The sequence below is a fragment of the Acinetobacter piscicola genome (assembly GCF_015218165.1).
In the GTDB taxonomy this organism is placed as follows: domain Bacteria; phylum Pseudomonadota; class Gammaproteobacteria; order Pseudomonadales; family Moraxellaceae; genus Acinetobacter; species Acinetobacter piscicola_A.
On the sequence record NZ_CP048659.1, the window covers coordinates 1,776,883 to 1,793,888 of the forward strand.

The following is a 17,006-nucleotide window of genomic DNA, read 5'->3' on the forward strand; positions in this document are numbered from 1 at the left end:
TTGATTTTTAGTACTATTTGCTTACCAGATGCTTACTAGAATGAAGTTCACAAAACCAGCTATAGACAAAATTGATTGTACAGATAAGACCAAACCAACTTTTTTTTGGGATGAAAGAACACCTGGATTCGGCGTCAAAGTTACACCTAAAAATAATAAAAGCTACATTTTCCAAGGCCGTATTGGACTTCAAAATCGCCGTATCAAAATTGGCGATGTTGATACGTGGAAATTAGATGATGCTCGTAAATATGCACAAGAATTAGCGATTATGTGCAATAAAGGCATTGATCCTTTTATTGAGCGTAAGAAGGCTTTAGCTGATAATAAAGAGTTGTTAAAACAAGAAAAACGTAAGACTATTAAATTTAAAGATGTATGGTATGAATATTTAGCAGCAAGGCAACCTAATTGGCGGCCAAGAAGCTATCAGGATCATATCGAATTATCGAGAGGTGGTTATGATCCTGAAAGAAAAAGTGTGTATGCCAGTCAACCCATTTATCAACTGTTTGATTATAAGCTTTCTGAATTAACTGCAGATGTATTTTGTGACTGGCTCGATCAAAATGACTACCGTCCAACAACATCAGGTAAAGCATATCGACTCACACGAGCTTTCCTCAATTGGTGTGAGGAACATGAGGATTATGAGAATCTAGTACCTCCGAAATCATATAACTCTAAAAAGGTTAAAGATAAAGTCCCTTCTCCAAAAGCCAAAAATGATTGTTTAATGAAACAGCACCTAAGACCTTGGTTTGAAGAAGTCAATAAGTTAACTAATAGAAAAATCGCGATTTTTTTGATATGTAGTTTAATCACCGGTTGCAGAAAAAATGAGTTACTTTCATTAAAATGGAAAGATGTCGATTTTCGTTGGAAAACTGCAAAAGTAAAAGATAAAATTGAAGATACAGGTCGCCTAATCCCTCTCACAACATTTGTTGAAATTCTTTTATTAGAGCTAAAGAAAAATTCTGATTCTGAATTTGTATTTAGCAGTAAGGACTCTAAATGTGGCTATATTGTTAATCCCTACGATAGCTTAGAGAAAATATGTAAAAAATTAAATATTGTACTTACCCCCCATGGCTTGAGAAGGTCGTATAAAACGTTAGCAATTTGGGCTCAAATCAATGAAGGATCTTTAGCACAGATTTCTGGTCATAAGCCAAGTGCGTTAGTTGAAAGGCATTACATTGTACGCCCAATGGATATGCTACGCGAAACACTACAAGAATATGAGAATTGGATTTTGAATTGTGTTGGAATGTCGTCAATTTAGTTGAAAAATAAGCGATTTATTTCAATTTAAAATATTATTTACCAAAAACAAAGAGTGAAAATAGAGATTTTATCTCTTAGATTGGCATTTGAAGTGCAACACCCTGTGGTTAGCATAATACCTGACTCGGACTTTTAAAGCCGAGTCTTTTTCTTGGGTGATGATTAATACGTTGTGTGATTTCTAAAATATATTCATCTGTATGGAGATTTAAATCACTGCCTTTTCTAATATATTGCCTGATTAAGCCATTTGTATTTTCATTTGTGCCTCGTTGCCAAGCGCTATAAGGATCAGCGAAGTACCAGTCTATTTCTAATTCTTCAGCAACGTACTCATGTAGGCTGAACTCTTTGCCATTATCTGCCGTAATCGTCTTGAGCTGATCTTTGATCGGATTGAGTAGTCTAATCGTTGTTTGGCAGATTTCTTCTGTCTTACGTGAACGACATTTTTTCAGCCATAAATAACCTGTCTTCCGATCTACAATTGAGACCAATTATTGCTGATGGTTCTTACCCACAATCGTGTCTATTTCCAGATCACCAAAGCGAGTTCTTTGCTCAATCTCAAGTGGTCTGTTGTGAATACTTTTTCGGTTAGTCAGTTGACCACGGGTTTCAGGAGAGCCGTATTTCCTCTTTCTTTTATTTCTGAAACGAAGGTTGTGAAAGAGCGTACCGCCTTTGTTTTTATCCTGTCGGATGAAGCGATAGATTGAATGTAAACTGATCGGAACATAAGAGGCAATCTGTTCAGGGCTCCATTGAAGATCAAGATAAGAGATAACATGTACCCACATTTCACAAGGGATTCTTCTGGGATTGGAGCAATGGCGTCTTTGAGCTATTTTATGGGCATGTTTAGCAAAATAACCATTTCTCGCTTGGTTACGTTTGATTTCCCTGGAAATTGTGGAAGGTGAACGTCTGAGTCTCCAGGCGATATAACGTTTAGAAAAACCTTCACGTAGCAAGGTAGAAGTCTGATATCTTTCTTCTTGAGTAAGATGAGTATAGTTCATGATGCAACTTTGACTTTGGTCGGTCGAAAGCAGAATGCTAGTTCATCTTGCTTCCTTCCAATAATTTAATCTCTGTTGCACTTCATTTGAGAATCTAAGTCTTTATATAATAGATCTCTTGCGTTAGTAAAATTTAAACAGTCGCGAGCTATATTTTATAAGGTTTTTAGCTGATTTAAAAATTAAGTAAAACATACTTTCGAAAGAGGTCTAATATATTGAATAGTTCTATAGTAATAAGTCTGATGGCATCTTTGTTTATCTTTTGCAATTAGATCCTTTTATTTTTAGGAAGTATTACTATTCATTGGTAAGTTGAGTTTTTAAAATAAACATGCGAAAAATTCTTTTCTAAAATTAAGCTTAGCTTATCTGTAGATGAGATTGAAATAAAAATACACATGTTTACTTTTTAAGGACAACTTAAGTTGTAGATAAATAGTAATACTCGTAGAATACGATTTTTAATAAAGTCTCTTTATCCTAGAATCTTTTTATATAGATTTGCAAGGCTCTCATCTATGCAAGGTATTAAATGACTGATTTTTGGGTCGGAAATAAGCTCATCTTCAATTTTTTTAGATTTTTCTCGAATTTCAATATCCCAATTACTATTTCTGTATTGTCGCCAATTTAATTTAATTTTAAGTGGTCGATTATATCCCTTTAATTCCATAATAAATATCTGATCACATATTTCATCAAATAAAAATATATGTGATCGCTGAAGATAAGTGGTTTTTTCTAACACTAATTCTAAATTGTTTATAATTAGTGAGCAGCAATCATTTACTAGACTTGTACTTCCAATAGTATATCCCCACTGATGTAATAAATATAATGCACACAGGCTATCTAAAGAGCCATATTTAGCTAATTTTTCTAAATCAGATTTATTAAAACCTTTTATATGTCTATTTTGTATTAAATTTTCAATTATATAATCAGGAAGATTGTTTAGTTCTAGTAGTATTAAATATTCTTCTGTGGTTCGATATTTTAAATTTTTCCATATAGGATGATTGATAATATGAGATGAGCCGATACATTTTGAATCTACTGTTTTAATCCAATCATCTTTAGGTGTTGATAATCCAAATTTATATTTTTTAAATAAATTTGTTACATAGCCATTTTTTGGTTCCTTATAAAGTAACTTCTCTAAACCAAATTCATTTCTAATTTCACCGGAATTTAATAATTTATTATAAAAGAAGTCATACCAGCTTATTGTTTTTGCAAAATCTATCCTAGTTCTTAGTGGTCGGCCCATACATCATTCAGCTTTACTAATATTAATAGGTATGATTATACGAAAAATAGTAATGAAATGGTGTTTAAAATTACAATTTCTTTACTATTTTTAATGTGCTTTTATATCCTTAAATCAATTGGAATAGAAAGATATGGTACTTAAGCATAGGCAAAAGAAGATCACTGAAGATCGACTTTTGCTAACTACGAAAGAAGCAGCGAGATTGCTGGGATATGCAGAACAAACTTTGCGTAAATGGGCATTGTACGAAAACGGACCAATAAGTCCTATTAGGCATGGTCGTAGTCTTCGATGGAGTAAAGCAGAAGTCTATAAATTTGCTTGTGTCAAAGAAGAAGTCTAGAAAAATTTAGATAGTTTTTCGCGTTATAAATGCCCATTACATTTGATGTAAAAAATACAGGCAATAACAAGAAAAGCTATCTTATCCATAAAATTTATATACCTATTTTTTAAAATATATCATCAGCTTAAGTTGGATTTAAATTTAGGCTCTAGGCTTTGTCATGCTCAAAAAAAGCCCTTATGAAATTTTTAGAATAATGAATTTGGAGCTAATAATGTCCAAAAAACAAGCTAAACCAAAGATGAGTTTTAAGCTATCTCGTTTGAAACAAGTCAACTTAATTGAACGTTCGCTAAGAAAATATTCCAACATAATCGATCAAACAGTAAAACTTACTGTTGTTGGGGGTGGTGAGCAAAAAATTGAAAAAGATCGACTGAAAAAGTCAATGATTAATCGCGTTATGAAAGACTATTTGAGCCTTACTCAACATACGTATCTTTTATCCATGGAAAGCAAAAGTCATGAAGATTGGTTTAAAAACCAAGCTAACTGTATTTTTTGGTTAGAGTTGTTTGGCTATCTTAAAAATTGAACCGTACCGGGTTTGTCGGAGACTTTTTATTTAAGTTAGGCCACGTGACCTAACGGGTTAATCTTATCATAGTACATTGCTTCAAACTCAAAAGGCGATACATAACCCAATGCGCTGTGTACACGCTTTTTGTTGAACCAATCTACCCAATTTAATGTCGCAAGTTGTACATCCGCTAAACCTTGCCAGTCTGCTTTTAAATATTCAATCACCTCTGTTTTGTATAAGCCATTCACTGTTTCAGCCAAAGCGTTATCGTATGAATCACCGGTCGTACCGACTGATGCTCGTAAATTTGCTGCTTCTAAACGATTGGTATAGCGAATGGAAAGATATTGAACCCCTCTGTCACTATGGTGAATCACATTCTTTGGCATGTCTCGAGCATGTAACGCTTGCTCAAGTGCATCGAGCACCATATCTGTATTCATCCGTGTCGATACTTTCCATCCAACAATTGCTCGTGAGAAGACATCAATAATAAATGCAGTATAAACCCAACCTGAATTTGTTTGAATATACGTGAAGTCAGCGACCCATAGCTGGTCAGGATGATCAGCACTAAAATTGCGTTTCACCAAGTCATCTGCTCGTTTTTGATCCTCTCGGCTACGGGTAGTTTGTTTATTCTTACCACGCCAAACACCTTGTATACCTAGTTTTTGCATCAATCGAGCAACTGTACAGCGAGCAATAACATAGCCTTCACGTTTCAATTTTTGCCAAACTTTACGCACACCATATCGACCTGAACTTTCCTTCCAAATTCGTTTAATTTGTTCAGCATGATGCAAGTCATGTAGATCTCGCTTTGCTCGATGTTCTGGGTTTTCAACGAAATCTAGTGTTCGATAATAGGTAGAAGCCGCGATCGGTAAAATCCTGCAAATCGCCTCAACACCATATAACGCCTTATTGTTATGGATGAAATCTACCATTATTTGTGTGGGCGGTCGAGCTCCGCCTGGGCGAAAAAAGCGGCTGCTTTACGTAGAATTTCGTTAGCACGTTGCAGTTCTTTATTTTCACGTTCGAGTTGTTTAATACGTTCTTGATCTGAAAGTTGCTGTACTTTAATTGGGTTTTGTTTATCTAAATATTTTTGATACCAAACACGTAGAGTTTCAGGAGTACAACCTATCTTGGGAGCAATAGCGGTGATCGCAGCCCAATTCGATGGATAATCTTTCTCGGATTCAATCAATAATTCAACCGCTCTTTCTCTGATTTCAGGGGTATATTTTACTTTTTTCATCGGGACATTCTCTCAGAAAGCTTGGTCTCCGACAAACCCGGTACGGTTCAAATAGACAAATAAGATGTGAATATAGAAGTAACTTCTATAAGGGACTCTTTGATTATTTAACTAAATTAGAAGATGAAAATTTATTCTATTTAATTAATAAGGAAATCTTGAAGATGGATAAATATCATATTCCTAAAATAATTTATAAAACGGATTTTATAAATTATTTTAATTTACCTAGAAATATTTTTGAAAAATCTAAAGTTGATATTATGGAATGCTGAAATGAATAATAAATTGGATTTAGAGATTTTTGAATCAAGATGTGCTTGTTTAACTAAAATTTTATCTTCATATAGGGGGGATTTGGTTGTATTGGACTCATGTGATGTAAAGGATTTTCATAATAATTATATGACTGATGAATTCATGAGAGAATTAAAAGTATTATGTGAAGGTATATATTCATATTTGGAAATAAATAAATCTAAGACTCAATATAAGAATATTTTGGGATCATCAAGTATCTCGCTTTTACATAAAAATGTTGAGGATTTTGATGTTATAGATAAAGAAAAACAACTTTTGATTAACCAAAATATTTTGAAAATTTTTAATGTTGTAAATTTTTTAGTTGGGTTGATGTCCAATATGGAGAACTCTCAAGCTAAAATTGAAAGGCTAAACTATAATTTCTATCTAATTTTAAAAATGATGGAAAAAAGTTTTAAAGGTTTTCTTTCTGAAGTTTTACCTATAATTTCTCAATATTTTAATCATCTTATTGAGTTTGATCATACGGCTAAGACCATTAAAGAATTCAATACTTATGCAAAAGCCCAAAATGTACATGTCATAGCAGTCTGTAAGGATCTTGAAGTTAAGGTTTCAAAAAAGATAGTTAAAGCTTTAACAAGGTATTTAGATGAGTACAGGATCGCAGTTGAGGATATCTATTATCGCCACAACGTAAGAATTAAAAGGACGGATGAGATTGAGAATATAGACGATTTGGACGTTGATCCGCAGACTTATAATAACCCGCCTTTAGTCACCGAGAGTCAGTCTGATTACTCAGATGATAAAGATAGTATTGATGATGAAGTTGATGAAGATAAGGTATTTAAGCAGTATGATTATAATCTAAATGAAGATACGCGTAGACTAGCACCATTTCTCTCAAATCAAAGATTGAATCGTCATATAGATAGAACTCAGCAACCAACGGTGAGTAATATTTACTATTTGGACATACCCTTATTAAAAATTGTAAACCAGGTTTTACTTGACCAACTTCATGAAAACAAAGATATCATGGAATCTGCAAAAGCAGCTTGTTGCTTGATGTCAATCTTTACCGGGCAGAGTGCCGTTATATTTCAAGATGTCGACCAATTGCTAAAAACTAAGCAATTAAAACGTAGCCCCAATCGTGCCTATTATTTGTGGATCGTTGATGCAAATGTAAATAAAAATTTGAAAGGTCAAATTGCTAAAAAAGACAATAAATATAACGAGCATACAACTTGGGCATTTCAAATTCCTGCTATGTGGATTGATAGAATTAGAGAGGCTAACCTTTCCAATCTAACGAATACAGATTTCGAAAAGTCTTTATCAGAATGGTTTTATCATCGTCGTATAGGCCCGATATCAGTTACTTCAATTGCTTTACAACTTTCTTTTCATTTGAACCGTATATGTAAAGATGATCTTACGAAAAATTTCTTAATCGGTAGACAGGTTTCACATCAACCTGATCTAGCGTATGGGGGATTTTCTTATAAACAGTTAAATGAGGTATATGAGCAGTATATATATCTATGGTTTCAAAATAAAAACGAGGTAAATGTTTTAGATCGTCCGCAATTTATTCAAGTAGAAGAGCAAGCCCGCGTAGGAAGTCAGCGTGTATGGTCATTTGATAAAGCAAAAAAATTCTTAAATACATTAAACTTGAAAGTTGTGCAAGTTTTAAAAGAAGAACAAGACATTGCTGAAAAATTTAATGCTTTCAGTGTTTGGATCTGGTTTTGTTGTTTATTGTCTTCAGGTGCACGTCCTGCTATAGGTGCATCTAGTATCAGAGAAAATTTTGATTTTATTACTAATATTGCATATATCCATGATAAGAGCAGTAGATCTCGTCCACATGGTCGTTATTCACCTCTGATCGAATTCGTTGTTAATGAGTTACAGCATTATGATGAATTTATCAAAAACATTAATGCCTTAGAGCTAGCTAATACAGCAGATCATATCTATTACCTTTCTTATTGGAAGAAAGGTTCAGAATTCATGAGCTTCACATTGGAGCCACTTACACAAAAGCATATAGCATCTTATTTATCAGAAAACTTTCCTGAAATTGATGAGTTATATCCCAATTGGACGCGCCATTTTGTAAGGAATTTTCTGGAATTGCCTGATGCGATTTTTAAGAGTTGGTATGCGCACGATCAACAAAATGAGATCGGATTTTCAAAATATTCATCTTTACAGCCCTACACCTACATGATTGAAATTCAAGATGCAGTAAATCAGCTGTTTAAAAGACTGGGATTAAAATCAGTGGTGAGCCAATCATGAAAGATGAAGAGTTACAAAAAATTCGAACTAAGCTAGAGACTTCGGTGAATATTTTATTTGAAAAAATTTCAGGATTACTTATTCATGAGATCACGGAATCTTGTGGAAAAAAGAAACTCGATGATCAGATTCAAACTGAAATGTATATTGCTAGAGCCAAAGTCGAAAAACACTTTCACAATAGAAAAATCTCAAAAAAAGATTTAGAAGAATTAAGGGAATTTTGGTCTGAATTATGTGTGAAAAAAAAGCAAGAAATTGAGTCAAAAATTCCGTGGTTAAAGGATCAATATGAAATTAAGCTTATTCAAAGAGCATATTCAGCTCCAAATATTAAAGACATTGAATCAACGCAAATTAAGTTGATTAGAGGGCAAAGGTTACATGAGTTTAAGCTCAAGTTGCATTTCTTTTGGGAAGCTGAATTACCAAAAAGGCTTAAAACTGATGTTTTTAATGCTGATTTTACGGATGCGCAAAAGGAATTACTTCTTCGACAATTTTTAATGGCACTAATTATTGATTGTGGGTGTAGTCATAAAGAAGACTTAATGGCGATTTTAAAATCACTCAGAGCATATTTTTCAAATGATCAGTTAAAACCATCAGAATTGTCGAGTGGACTTGTATCCTTATATTGTCAAGGTTCATCAAAAACGGGTTATTTATATAATTATCCAGTAGAAAATGAGAAATATGCAAATTTAGTATATCTCGATAATTCATTCCAAATTAAACAAATTTATCTTACACCAATTAGTTTGTTAATGATGGTGAGACTCATCAATATTATTGAGTTTGAAACTCAAAGTGAAAGACGTCAGGGAGAAAAAAGGCTCGTTCAGCTTATAGAGGCTATCGATGCTCAGAATAAGACAAACTTTGATTGTTATATTGATTTGGCTATATTGGATGTCGATAAAAATAGTGTTTTACGTGATTATTTTGCAAAGGAAAAATATCAATTATTTGAGCATGTCGATTACGTGCAGTATTTTAGTCAAAAGAATACGCTTGATGGTTTCACAACAGCGTTATCTACTGGAATGTTAGACAGCGCTACACTATCAATATCAACCTTAAGAATGCTTGAGACACTTGATGCATTTAAAGACAATAAGTCTTTAATAAAGAAATCGATTACTTCCGAAAATAAGTTTGATGATCCGACCGATATTTATCGAAAGCCTAAGTCTGAAAATATCCAAAAGTTGAGCACAGGGTATCATTGTGCCGCAGAAATTAAAAAAGGATTGATAGGGCAATTTCAAGGTAGAAAAAAGACCGAGACAATTAAGCAATTGTCAGAAGATATTGAGTCACTTAAAGAAAGCTACAATAATCAGAAGTATGAAATAGCTAAAGATGTTGCGCTTGTGAGTGTTCAGATTGCCTTAATGACATGGTATCGGGATTACCTCGTGAGTGGTCAATCTTCAAATGTTTCTAGAGCAAAAGACGGAATTGCACTGAGTTCCTTGGATACCTACAAATCATCATTCGCTGAAGATCTTTTTATGTATGTTGTTACTCATGACCTTGATCTTCTGAAGATGGATGAAGAACAATTTGAGGGAGCATATGAGTATATTTTAAGTGAAAAATTTATTGCTGATAAGCGACGACAAAATAAAGCATCTAAAAATAATGTTAGGGAGGTGAAATATAATAGCTATGGTAAAGCTGTAAAAAATTTAAAAAAATTTCATAGCAGTTTAATTCACAATTTTGGTGCTCCTCGAGTAAATTATTTAGACCAGTTAAAATCTGATGATCTTCAGATGTGTAGAGCATCATATATAACTCCAGTGATGTGGGTGCATTTTAATAATTTGATTGATCGCCAAGTTGATTTGAGTAAAGAACAAAAAAGTATATTCAAAATAATTTGTATGCTTGCTTACCGCACAGGTTTAAGGATTGGTGAGATTCTTGGGTTAAGGCTGAGAGATTTGGCTATGACGGATTTGGATGTTAAAACAATTGGCTATGAGCGATATTATTATTTAACAGCAAGCAATCCTCAATTTATCAAAATCTTTATACATAATAACTATCATCGTCAGGTTAAAACGACGAATGCAAAACGAGGAATTCGTCTTGATGAGTTGCTGACTGCAGATGAATTAAATGGATTTATTGGTCTGATCAAAAAGCATCTTAATGTAAAAGTTGATCAAGGAAGGTTGGGGGCAGAAGATTGTTATATCTTCCAAGATGAATTTGGTCAAATTTTTTCATCTCGTTTTATTGGTGCTAAGACAAAGGAAATTTTTGATACTTTATTCAATAACGAACCACACGATTATTCTTTTCATAGCTTTAGGCATACTGCGACAAACAATTTAGCTTTAATTTTGAAAGGAAGTGAAGCGTTAATCAGAAGTTGGATTGGCTACTCACCTGATCAGATTGCCAAAATTAAAAATTATTTATTGGGTGATACAGACAGTATTGCTGGACGTCAGGATGTTTGGAAGATTTTGGCACATTTTATTGGCCATTCATCTATTGAGATGACAGCCAACTATTACCTGCATTTTGGTTCAATGTTAGTCGGGGATGCATTATGTCCAGATGAAAGTAAAATATCAGCAAATATTGTAAGAGCTTTACTCTCTTGCAGAGTATTCAAGAAACAATTGAATACGTCGCAAATGAAAGAGAAGCTTGAATTAAAAGAAATCTTAGAGAAGATAGCTCCCAATTCAAAGATTATTCAAGACGTAATATTTCCTGATCGGTGGCATACTCAGATATTAAAACGAGAAGATGTAGAGCAAACAGATCATGTAACCGAAAGGCTCAAACTGACATCAGAATTGAATGATATTATAGATGTACTTTCAGGAAAAAATGAAAATCTGAAGTTGAAAGAAATTGGGAGAGACTTGGCCTCAAACCTGTATAAAAATAGACACTATCAACACAAAAAAGATATTTCTCAAAGTAATCCTTTAGACATGCTGCTAAAGCATATCAATAGAAATAAGTCTGGAAATAGATTTAGCGAAGCTGATTTTAAAATTTTCACAGCTTTACTGGATAGTAACTTTATGTTGGATTATTTTGAGCGCCGTATTCGTCTTATAGATGCTAGTATGGAAGTGAACCGTACCGGGTTTGTCGGAGACTTTTTATTTAAGTTAGGCCACGTGACCTAACGGGTTAATCTTATCATAGTACATTGCTTCAAACTCAAAAGGCGATACATAACCCAATGCGCTGTGTACACGCTTTTTGTTGAACCAATCTACCCAATTTAATGTCGCAAGTTGTACATCCGCTAAACCTTGCCAGTCTGCTTTTAAATATTCAATCACCTCTGTTTTGTATAAGCCATTCACTGTTTCAGCCAAAGCGTTATCGTATGAATCACCGGTCGTACCGACTGATGCTCGTAAATTTGCTGCTTCTAAACGATTGGTATAGCGAATGGAAAGATATTGAACCCCTCTGTCACTATGGTGAATCACATTCTTTGGCATGTCTCGAGCATGTAACGCTTGCTCAAGTGCATCGAGCACCATATCTGTATTCATCCGTGTCGATACTTTCCATCCAACAATTGCTCGTGAGAAGACATCAATAATAAATGCAGTATAAACCCAACCTGAATTTGTTTGAATATACGTGAAGTCAGCGACCCATAGCTGGTCAGGATGATCAGCACTAAAATTGCGTTTCACCAAGTCATCTGCTCGTTTTTGATCCTCTCGGCTACGGGTAGTTTGTTTATTCTTACCACGCCAAACACCTTGTATACCTAGTTTTTGCATCAATCGAGCAACTGTACAGCGAGCAATAACATAGCCTTCACGTTTCAATTTTTGCCAAACTTTACGCACACCATATCGACCTGAACTTTCCTTCCAAATTCGTTTAATTTGTTCAGCATGATGCAAGTCATGTAGATCTCGCTTTGCTCGATGTTCTGGGTTTTCAACGAAATCTAGTGTTCGATAATAGGTAGAAGCCGCGATCGGTAAAATCCTGCAAATCGCCTCAACACCATATAACGCCTTATTGTTATGGATGAAATCTACCATTATTTGTGTGGGCGGTCGAGCTCCGCCTGGGCGAAAAAAGCGGCTGCTTTACGTAGAATTTCGTTAGCACGTTGCAGTTCTTTATTTTCACGTTCGAGTTGTTTAATACGTTCTTGATCTGAAAGTTGCTGTACTTTAATTGGGTTTTGTTTATCTAAATATTTTTGATACCAAACACGTAGAGTTTCAGGAGTACAACCTATCTTGGGAGCAATAGCGGTGATCGCAGCCCAATTCGATGGATAATCTTTCTCGGATTCAATCAATAATTCAACCGCTCTTTCTCTGATTTCAGGGGTATATTTTACTTTTTTCATCGGGACATTCTCTCAGAAAGCTTGGTCTCCGACAAACCCGGTACGGTTCAAGTTTTTAAAGGGAACTGAAGTTGAGTTAAGATGCTACCATATCTATTGTAAAGTTTTTATTGATAATATCTAACATACTTGAAAGGTATAGATATATTTATATAAAAATAAGTAAATTATGTTTTTAGGAGGGTGCTTTTATTTGAAACTACTGTAATATAAGGGAGGGTCTTATGAAAATATTTAAGTTTAAAAGTGAATAAAATTAGAATAGTATTTACTGCTACTATGAGTGCAGGCAAAACTACATGTATTAACGCGTTTCTAGGCACTGAATTATTACATTCAGCGAATGAAGCAACTACTGCTACGGTAACAGAGATACATTCTAGTAATGTAGAGATGGTTAGAGCTTTTGATAGCAATAAAGCAATAGTAAAGGAAGTATATGCGTTAACTGCTGAAATGTTAAAAGTATTAAATCAAAGTCAACAAGTACAGGAAATTTTAGTTAAAGGGAAATTTAATTTTTCTGAGAATTTAGTACTAATTGATACTCCTGGTCCAAACAATAGTCGAGATACTAATCATAAAAATCTTGCCTATGAATTTATTGAAGAGTCTAATTTTGATTTTTTAGTTTATATAATTAATGCGACTCAGCCATTCATTAATGATGATGTGCAATACTTAAAATTTATTCAGAAAAAAGTACAACATCAAAAAATTATTTTTTTAGTAAATAAAGTAGATGAGTTTGATATAGAAAATGAGTCAATTAGTTCTTTTATAAACAATTTAACCTCTTATTTGAAAGATCTGGGGTTTTTACAACCTATCATATTTACAATAAGTGCATATAGATCGTTGCTAATAAAAAAATTTACAAAGCAAGAAAAATTATCTAGAAAGGAAAGAAGAGAATTATTAAGCTTCTTGGAAGATGATAATATTTTTTTAGACTATGGATTAATTCCTTTTCCAATTGAAACAATAAATCATATCAAATGTCAAAAAAGATTCGAGGATCTTGATGAGGGTTTTCAAGATTACGATTATCTAAATCAGATCTATTGTAATACAGGTTTTCCATATTTTGAGTTTTATATTAAAGATCAAATTTTTAAATTAAATAAGTAGGGTATATTTTAAGTGAACCATATTGAAATTAAACATAATCCTTTTTCAATTGAAACGCATTTTTTTGTAAATGGCCAAGAAGTATTAGGAAATAATATTTTATCTCATTTAAAACAGCGTAGATTGCAGTTGTGGGTAGATCAGCTTCCTAAACTTTTATATGATTTTTTTAATCAAGACAGCGATATAGAAATTAATTTTATAGGGTTAGAATCTGATTATATCGATCTTAAAGAAGAAATTGAAAAAGCAAATTTGGAGCATAGCACGAGTTTTAGGTTAACTCCTTACAAGACTGTAGAAAGTGTTGATATTCGCCTTGAAAAAATAAAGGGAATGATTGAATTTGCGAAGAAAAATCCAAAATTTCTTAGCTATTTACAGACTAACTCACGAGTTTCAGATGCTTTGAATGAAGCATTTAACAATGATTTTGATGCTTATGTAGTTGCGACTATGTCATCAGGGAAATCAACATTCATTAATGCAATGTTAGGTATGGATTTATTACCTGCTCGAAATGAGGCCACTACGGCAACTATTGCAAAAATTTATGATACAAAATCAGATGCTTACTATGGTAGCCGTTATAATGTAGATGGTGAGATTTTAGAAGAAAATATAATTCTAAATAGTGATGTTTTGAATTCTTGGAATGATCAAAAAGATACACATACGATTAATATTACTGGTCCAATTTATGGAATGGAAAAAAGAGACAATGTAAGACTAGTATTGACTGACACACCTGGACCAAATAATAGTCGTGATGAATCTCATGCTCGTTTGACAATGTCCTTCATTCAAGATTCGCAGCGTAGTCCTTTAATTTTATATATTTTAAATGCCACACAATTAGGTATTAATGATGATAAAAACTTATTGGAGCTAGTTGCTAAGGAAATCAAGAAGGGTGGTAAGCAAGCTAAAGATCGTTTTATTTTTATCGTAAATAAATGCGATGAATTTGATTTAGAAAAAGAATCTTTGGAAAAAGCTTTAGATAATGTAAGAGCCTACTTAATAGAAAATGGCATTCAAGATCCTTTGGTATATCCTATTTCAGCATTTGCAACCCGATTGATGCGTAATGATGAACAACGGTTAACAAGACGTGAGCGTAGCAAAAAGAACGATTATATTGATCAATTCTTGGAAGATGAATATAATTTTATTAAGTATATGCCTTTAACGTCAAAGGTTGCTCATAAGGTTGAAAACTTAAAGCTCGTTGATGATGATGAATTAAATACTGCATTAAAAAATAGCGGTATACCAGCTGTAGAAATGATGATAGATGAATATATTGAAAAATATAATTTACCACACCGACTAAATCGGGCAAAAGAAGCATTAGATACCGCAATAGGCTTAGCGTTAAATGAAGAAAAAATGAATGCCGCATTAGAGCAAGATGAGAAGGAGTTAGAAAATATTTTAGCATCCATTAAACATTTAGAAGCTAAGCGGGCTAAAGGTTTTGAAACTGCTTCATATAAAGCAAAACTTAAAGAACGTAAAAATCATGTCCCTGAAGCTATTCAGTCTAAAATCAAATCACTAAGACGTGGAGTAGAAGATAAATGGAGTTCGATTACTAATACCATGCAAGGCGATGTGAGTGTTGATCAGGCGAATGACAAATTAGAAAAATTAGAAGATGATTTGAAATTTAAATTTAATGAAGTTATTAATGAATTGGATAATGCTTATTTGGCTATGCAAAAAAATATTCATAATGAATTAAATTTAGAATATCAAAAGTATATTTCAGATATTTTTGAAGATGTGAAAGATTTAAAAATTCCTGTTTTGAGTGGATTAGAGAATAAATTTAAAAATTTTGACATCTCAGTGACTAAAACTAATCGTGGTGAGATTAATACACGTACTGTAGTTGTTGGTCAAAAACAAGTTAAAACCTCAAAATGGTATAACCCATGGAGTTGGGGGGATACTAAGACAGTTAATATAACTGAAGAAAGAGAGTATGTTTCTTTGAAAGATGCTTGGGATCAACGCGGAGCAGAAATAAGAACGCAATTTAATAATCTTATTCAACAGGGTACAATTCATATCACTGAAGGTGGAAATAAAATTATTGATATGTATACGGAATTTTTGACTCAAGAGTTTGATAAGAAATTTGAGCAAATAATAAAAGAGATCAAAGGGAAAATTCAGGATAAAGATTTACGTATAAAAGCTATTGATCATGCTAAATCTGAATTAGTTTGGATTGAAAAGATGCGCCAAGATTTAGATAACATTTTAAAGATTTAAGGAGAAATATTCCGTGTTTAAGTTAAAAGAAGAAATTGTTTCAATTCTTGAAAATTGTAATCAAAAAGCAGAAATAAAAAAATTAATGGAGATTGATTCTGAGTTCTATGAATTGGATCTTGATTATGGTGAATTAATTGCTACAAATACTTTATATAACGAAAATGATTTTTATGGATCTTTAGATATTTTAAAGAGAAATTTTAGCAAAGAACGGCTTGATAATGTAATTGGAATAAAGCTTTGGCTAATTGATCATGAAATTTCAGGTTTTATAGATGTTATCCAAAATGAAAGTATTGATATTGACGAAAACGTTATTAACATTAACCCTAATTTAGATGAAAGTATAAATCAATTGAATCTTAAACAGAAAGAAAGTAAATTTTCAAATAATTTATTTGATCAGGCTTTTTCATCAAAAGATCTAGATAAAATACAAGCTATTCTTTTAAACTTAATTATTGATCAAGATGTTAGTACTTTAAAGTTGACAGAATATGGAAAAGTTATTCAAGAAAAAATTCCTGAAATCTTTGAAGATTATAAAGAAGATATTTTTAATGAGAAAATAGAGACTGATCGCAATAATTGGGATTTACAATATTTACAGGATCAGCATCTATCTTTACAGACAAATTTTTCTTTAGATCGTTATAACCACGTACTTGAAGTGAGAAAATTTCTAGGTATAAATAACAATCCAAATCCAAATCCAAATCCAAATCCAAATCCAAATCCAAATTCAAATGTGGAATCAGATAATACGGCTTATAATAAGAATCCTAATAGAGATGAATCTAGTAAAAGTATTATTGAAGAGCTTCTTGATAAAATTGTTGATGGTTTGAAAAAATTAAAAGATGCTAGTTGCAATTTAATTGAAAAAATAAAAGCGAAGTTTAAGTAGTTTAAATAATAG

General features: G+C 32.8%; 11 protein-coding genes, 1 pseudogene and 2 other annotated features. Of the genes and pseudogenes, 8 read left to right on the forward strand and 4 right to left on the reverse strand.

What is annotated here, in order from left to right; translation table 11 throughout:
* Nucleotides 1-40: 40 nt before the first annotated feature.
* Nucleotides 41-1,288, forward strand: a complete 1,248-nt coding sequence (locus tag G0028_RS08700) for a tyrosine-type recombinase/integrase (protein ID WP_180045441.1) — start codon at nt 41-43, stop codon at nt 1,286-1,288.
* 109 nt (nt 1,289-1,397) lie between these two features.
* Here the strand turns inward: G0028_RS08700 and G0028_RS21055 are convergent.
* Together G0028_RS21055 and G0028_RS08715 are read right to left on the reverse strand one after the other, a co-directional pair.
* Nucleotides 1,398-2,312: pseudogene (locus G0028_RS21055) on the reverse strand (IS30 family transposase).
* A 478-nt stretch (nt 2,313-2,790) separates the two neighbouring features.
* Nucleotides 2,791-3,585 (reverse strand): hypothetical protein, encoded by a 795-nt coding sequence (locus tag G0028_RS08715; protein WP_180045444.1) that lies wholly within the window; start codon nt 3,583-3,585, stop codon nt 2,791-2,793.
* Between the two features lie 133 nt (nt 3,586-3,718).
* Between G0028_RS08715 and G0028_RS08720 the strand changes: the two genes are divergently transcribed.
* Nucleotides 3,719-3,931, forward strand: coding sequence for a helix-turn-helix domain-containing protein (locus tag G0028_RS08720; protein WP_180005595.1), 213 nt, complete (start codon nt 3,719-3,721; stop codon nt 3,929-3,931).
* 217 nt (nt 3,932-4,148) lie between these two features.
* Nucleotides 4,149-4,469 carry a hypothetical protein gene (locus G0028_RS08725; RefSeq protein ID WP_180045445.1) on the forward strand — a complete coding sequence of 107 codons (321 nt, stop codon included), beginning with the start codon at nt 4,149-4,151 and terminating at the stop codon, nt 4,467-4,469.
* 35 nt (nt 4,470-4,504) lie between these two features.
* Here the strand turns inward: G0028_RS08725 and G0028_RS08730 are convergent.
* A protein-coding gene (locus G0028_RS08730; RefSeq protein ID WP_194088711.1) for an IS3 family transposase occupies nt 4,505-5,724 on the reverse strand; the annotation gives its coding sequence in 2 pieces (ribosomal slippage) (nt 4,505-5,448 and nt 5,448-5,724; 1,221 coding nt in all).
* Nucleotides 5,333-5,449: a sequence feature (AL1L pseudoknot), on the reverse strand. Its footprint overlaps the gene before it by 117 nt.
* A gap of 276 nt (nt 5,725-6,000) precedes the next feature.
* Here G0028_RS08730 and G0028_RS08735 point away from each other — a divergent pair.
* Nucleotides 6,001-8,304: a hypothetical protein gene (locus G0028_RS08735; protein WP_180047928.1), complete on the forward strand. Its 2,304-nt coding sequence runs from the start codon at nt 6,001-6,003 to the stop codon at nt 8,302-8,304.
* Nucleotides 8,301-11,468 carry a site-specific integrase gene (locus G0028_RS08740; protein ID WP_180047926.1) on the forward strand — a complete coding sequence of 1,056 codons (3,168 nt, stop codon included), beginning with the start codon at nt 8,301-8,303 and terminating at the stop codon, nt 11,466-11,468. The genes G0028_RS08735 and G0028_RS08740 overlap by 4 nt, the downstream gene beginning before the upstream one ends.
* On the opposite strand, the gene G0028_RS08745 is transcribed toward G0028_RS08740, so the two are convergent.
* Nucleotides 11,451-12,670, reverse strand: a protein-coding gene (locus tag G0028_RS08745; protein ID WP_194088711.1) for an IS3 family transposase whose coding sequence is annotated in 2 segments (ribosomal slippage) — nt 11,451-12,394 and nt 12,394-12,670 — 1,221 coding nt in all. Because the reading frame shifts where the segments join, the coding sequence is not laid out codon by codon here. The genes G0028_RS08740 and G0028_RS08745 overlap by 18 nt on opposite strands.
* Nucleotides 12,279-12,395 (reverse strand) — a sequence feature (AL1L pseudoknot). (Overlaps the previous gene by 117 nt.)
* Before the next feature lie 246 nt (nt 12,671-12,916).
* Between G0028_RS08745 and G0028_RS08750 the strand changes: the two genes are divergently transcribed.
* Genes G0028_RS08750 through G0028_RS08760 form a run of 3 tightly spaced genes read left to right on the forward strand, consistent with a single transcriptional unit; the run spans nt 12,917 to nt 16,994 of the window.
* Nucleotides 12,917-13,801 (forward strand): dynamin family protein, encoded by an 885-nt coding sequence (locus tag G0028_RS08750; protein ID WP_180045579.1) that lies wholly within the window; start codon nt 12,917-12,919, stop codon nt 13,799-13,801.
* A 12-nt stretch (nt 13,802-13,813) separates the two neighbouring features.
* Nucleotides 13,814-16,084 (forward strand): dynamin family protein, encoded by a 2,271-nt coding sequence (locus tag G0028_RS08755; protein ID WP_180045578.1) that lies wholly within the window; start codon nt 13,814-13,816, stop codon nt 16,082-16,084.
* Between the two features lie 13 nt (nt 16,085-16,097).
* Nucleotides 16,098-16,994 (forward strand): hypothetical protein, encoded by an 897-nt coding sequence (locus tag G0028_RS08760; protein WP_180045577.1) that lies wholly within the window; start codon nt 16,098-16,100, stop codon nt 16,992-16,994.
* Nucleotides 16,995-17,006 lie beyond the last annotated feature (12 nt).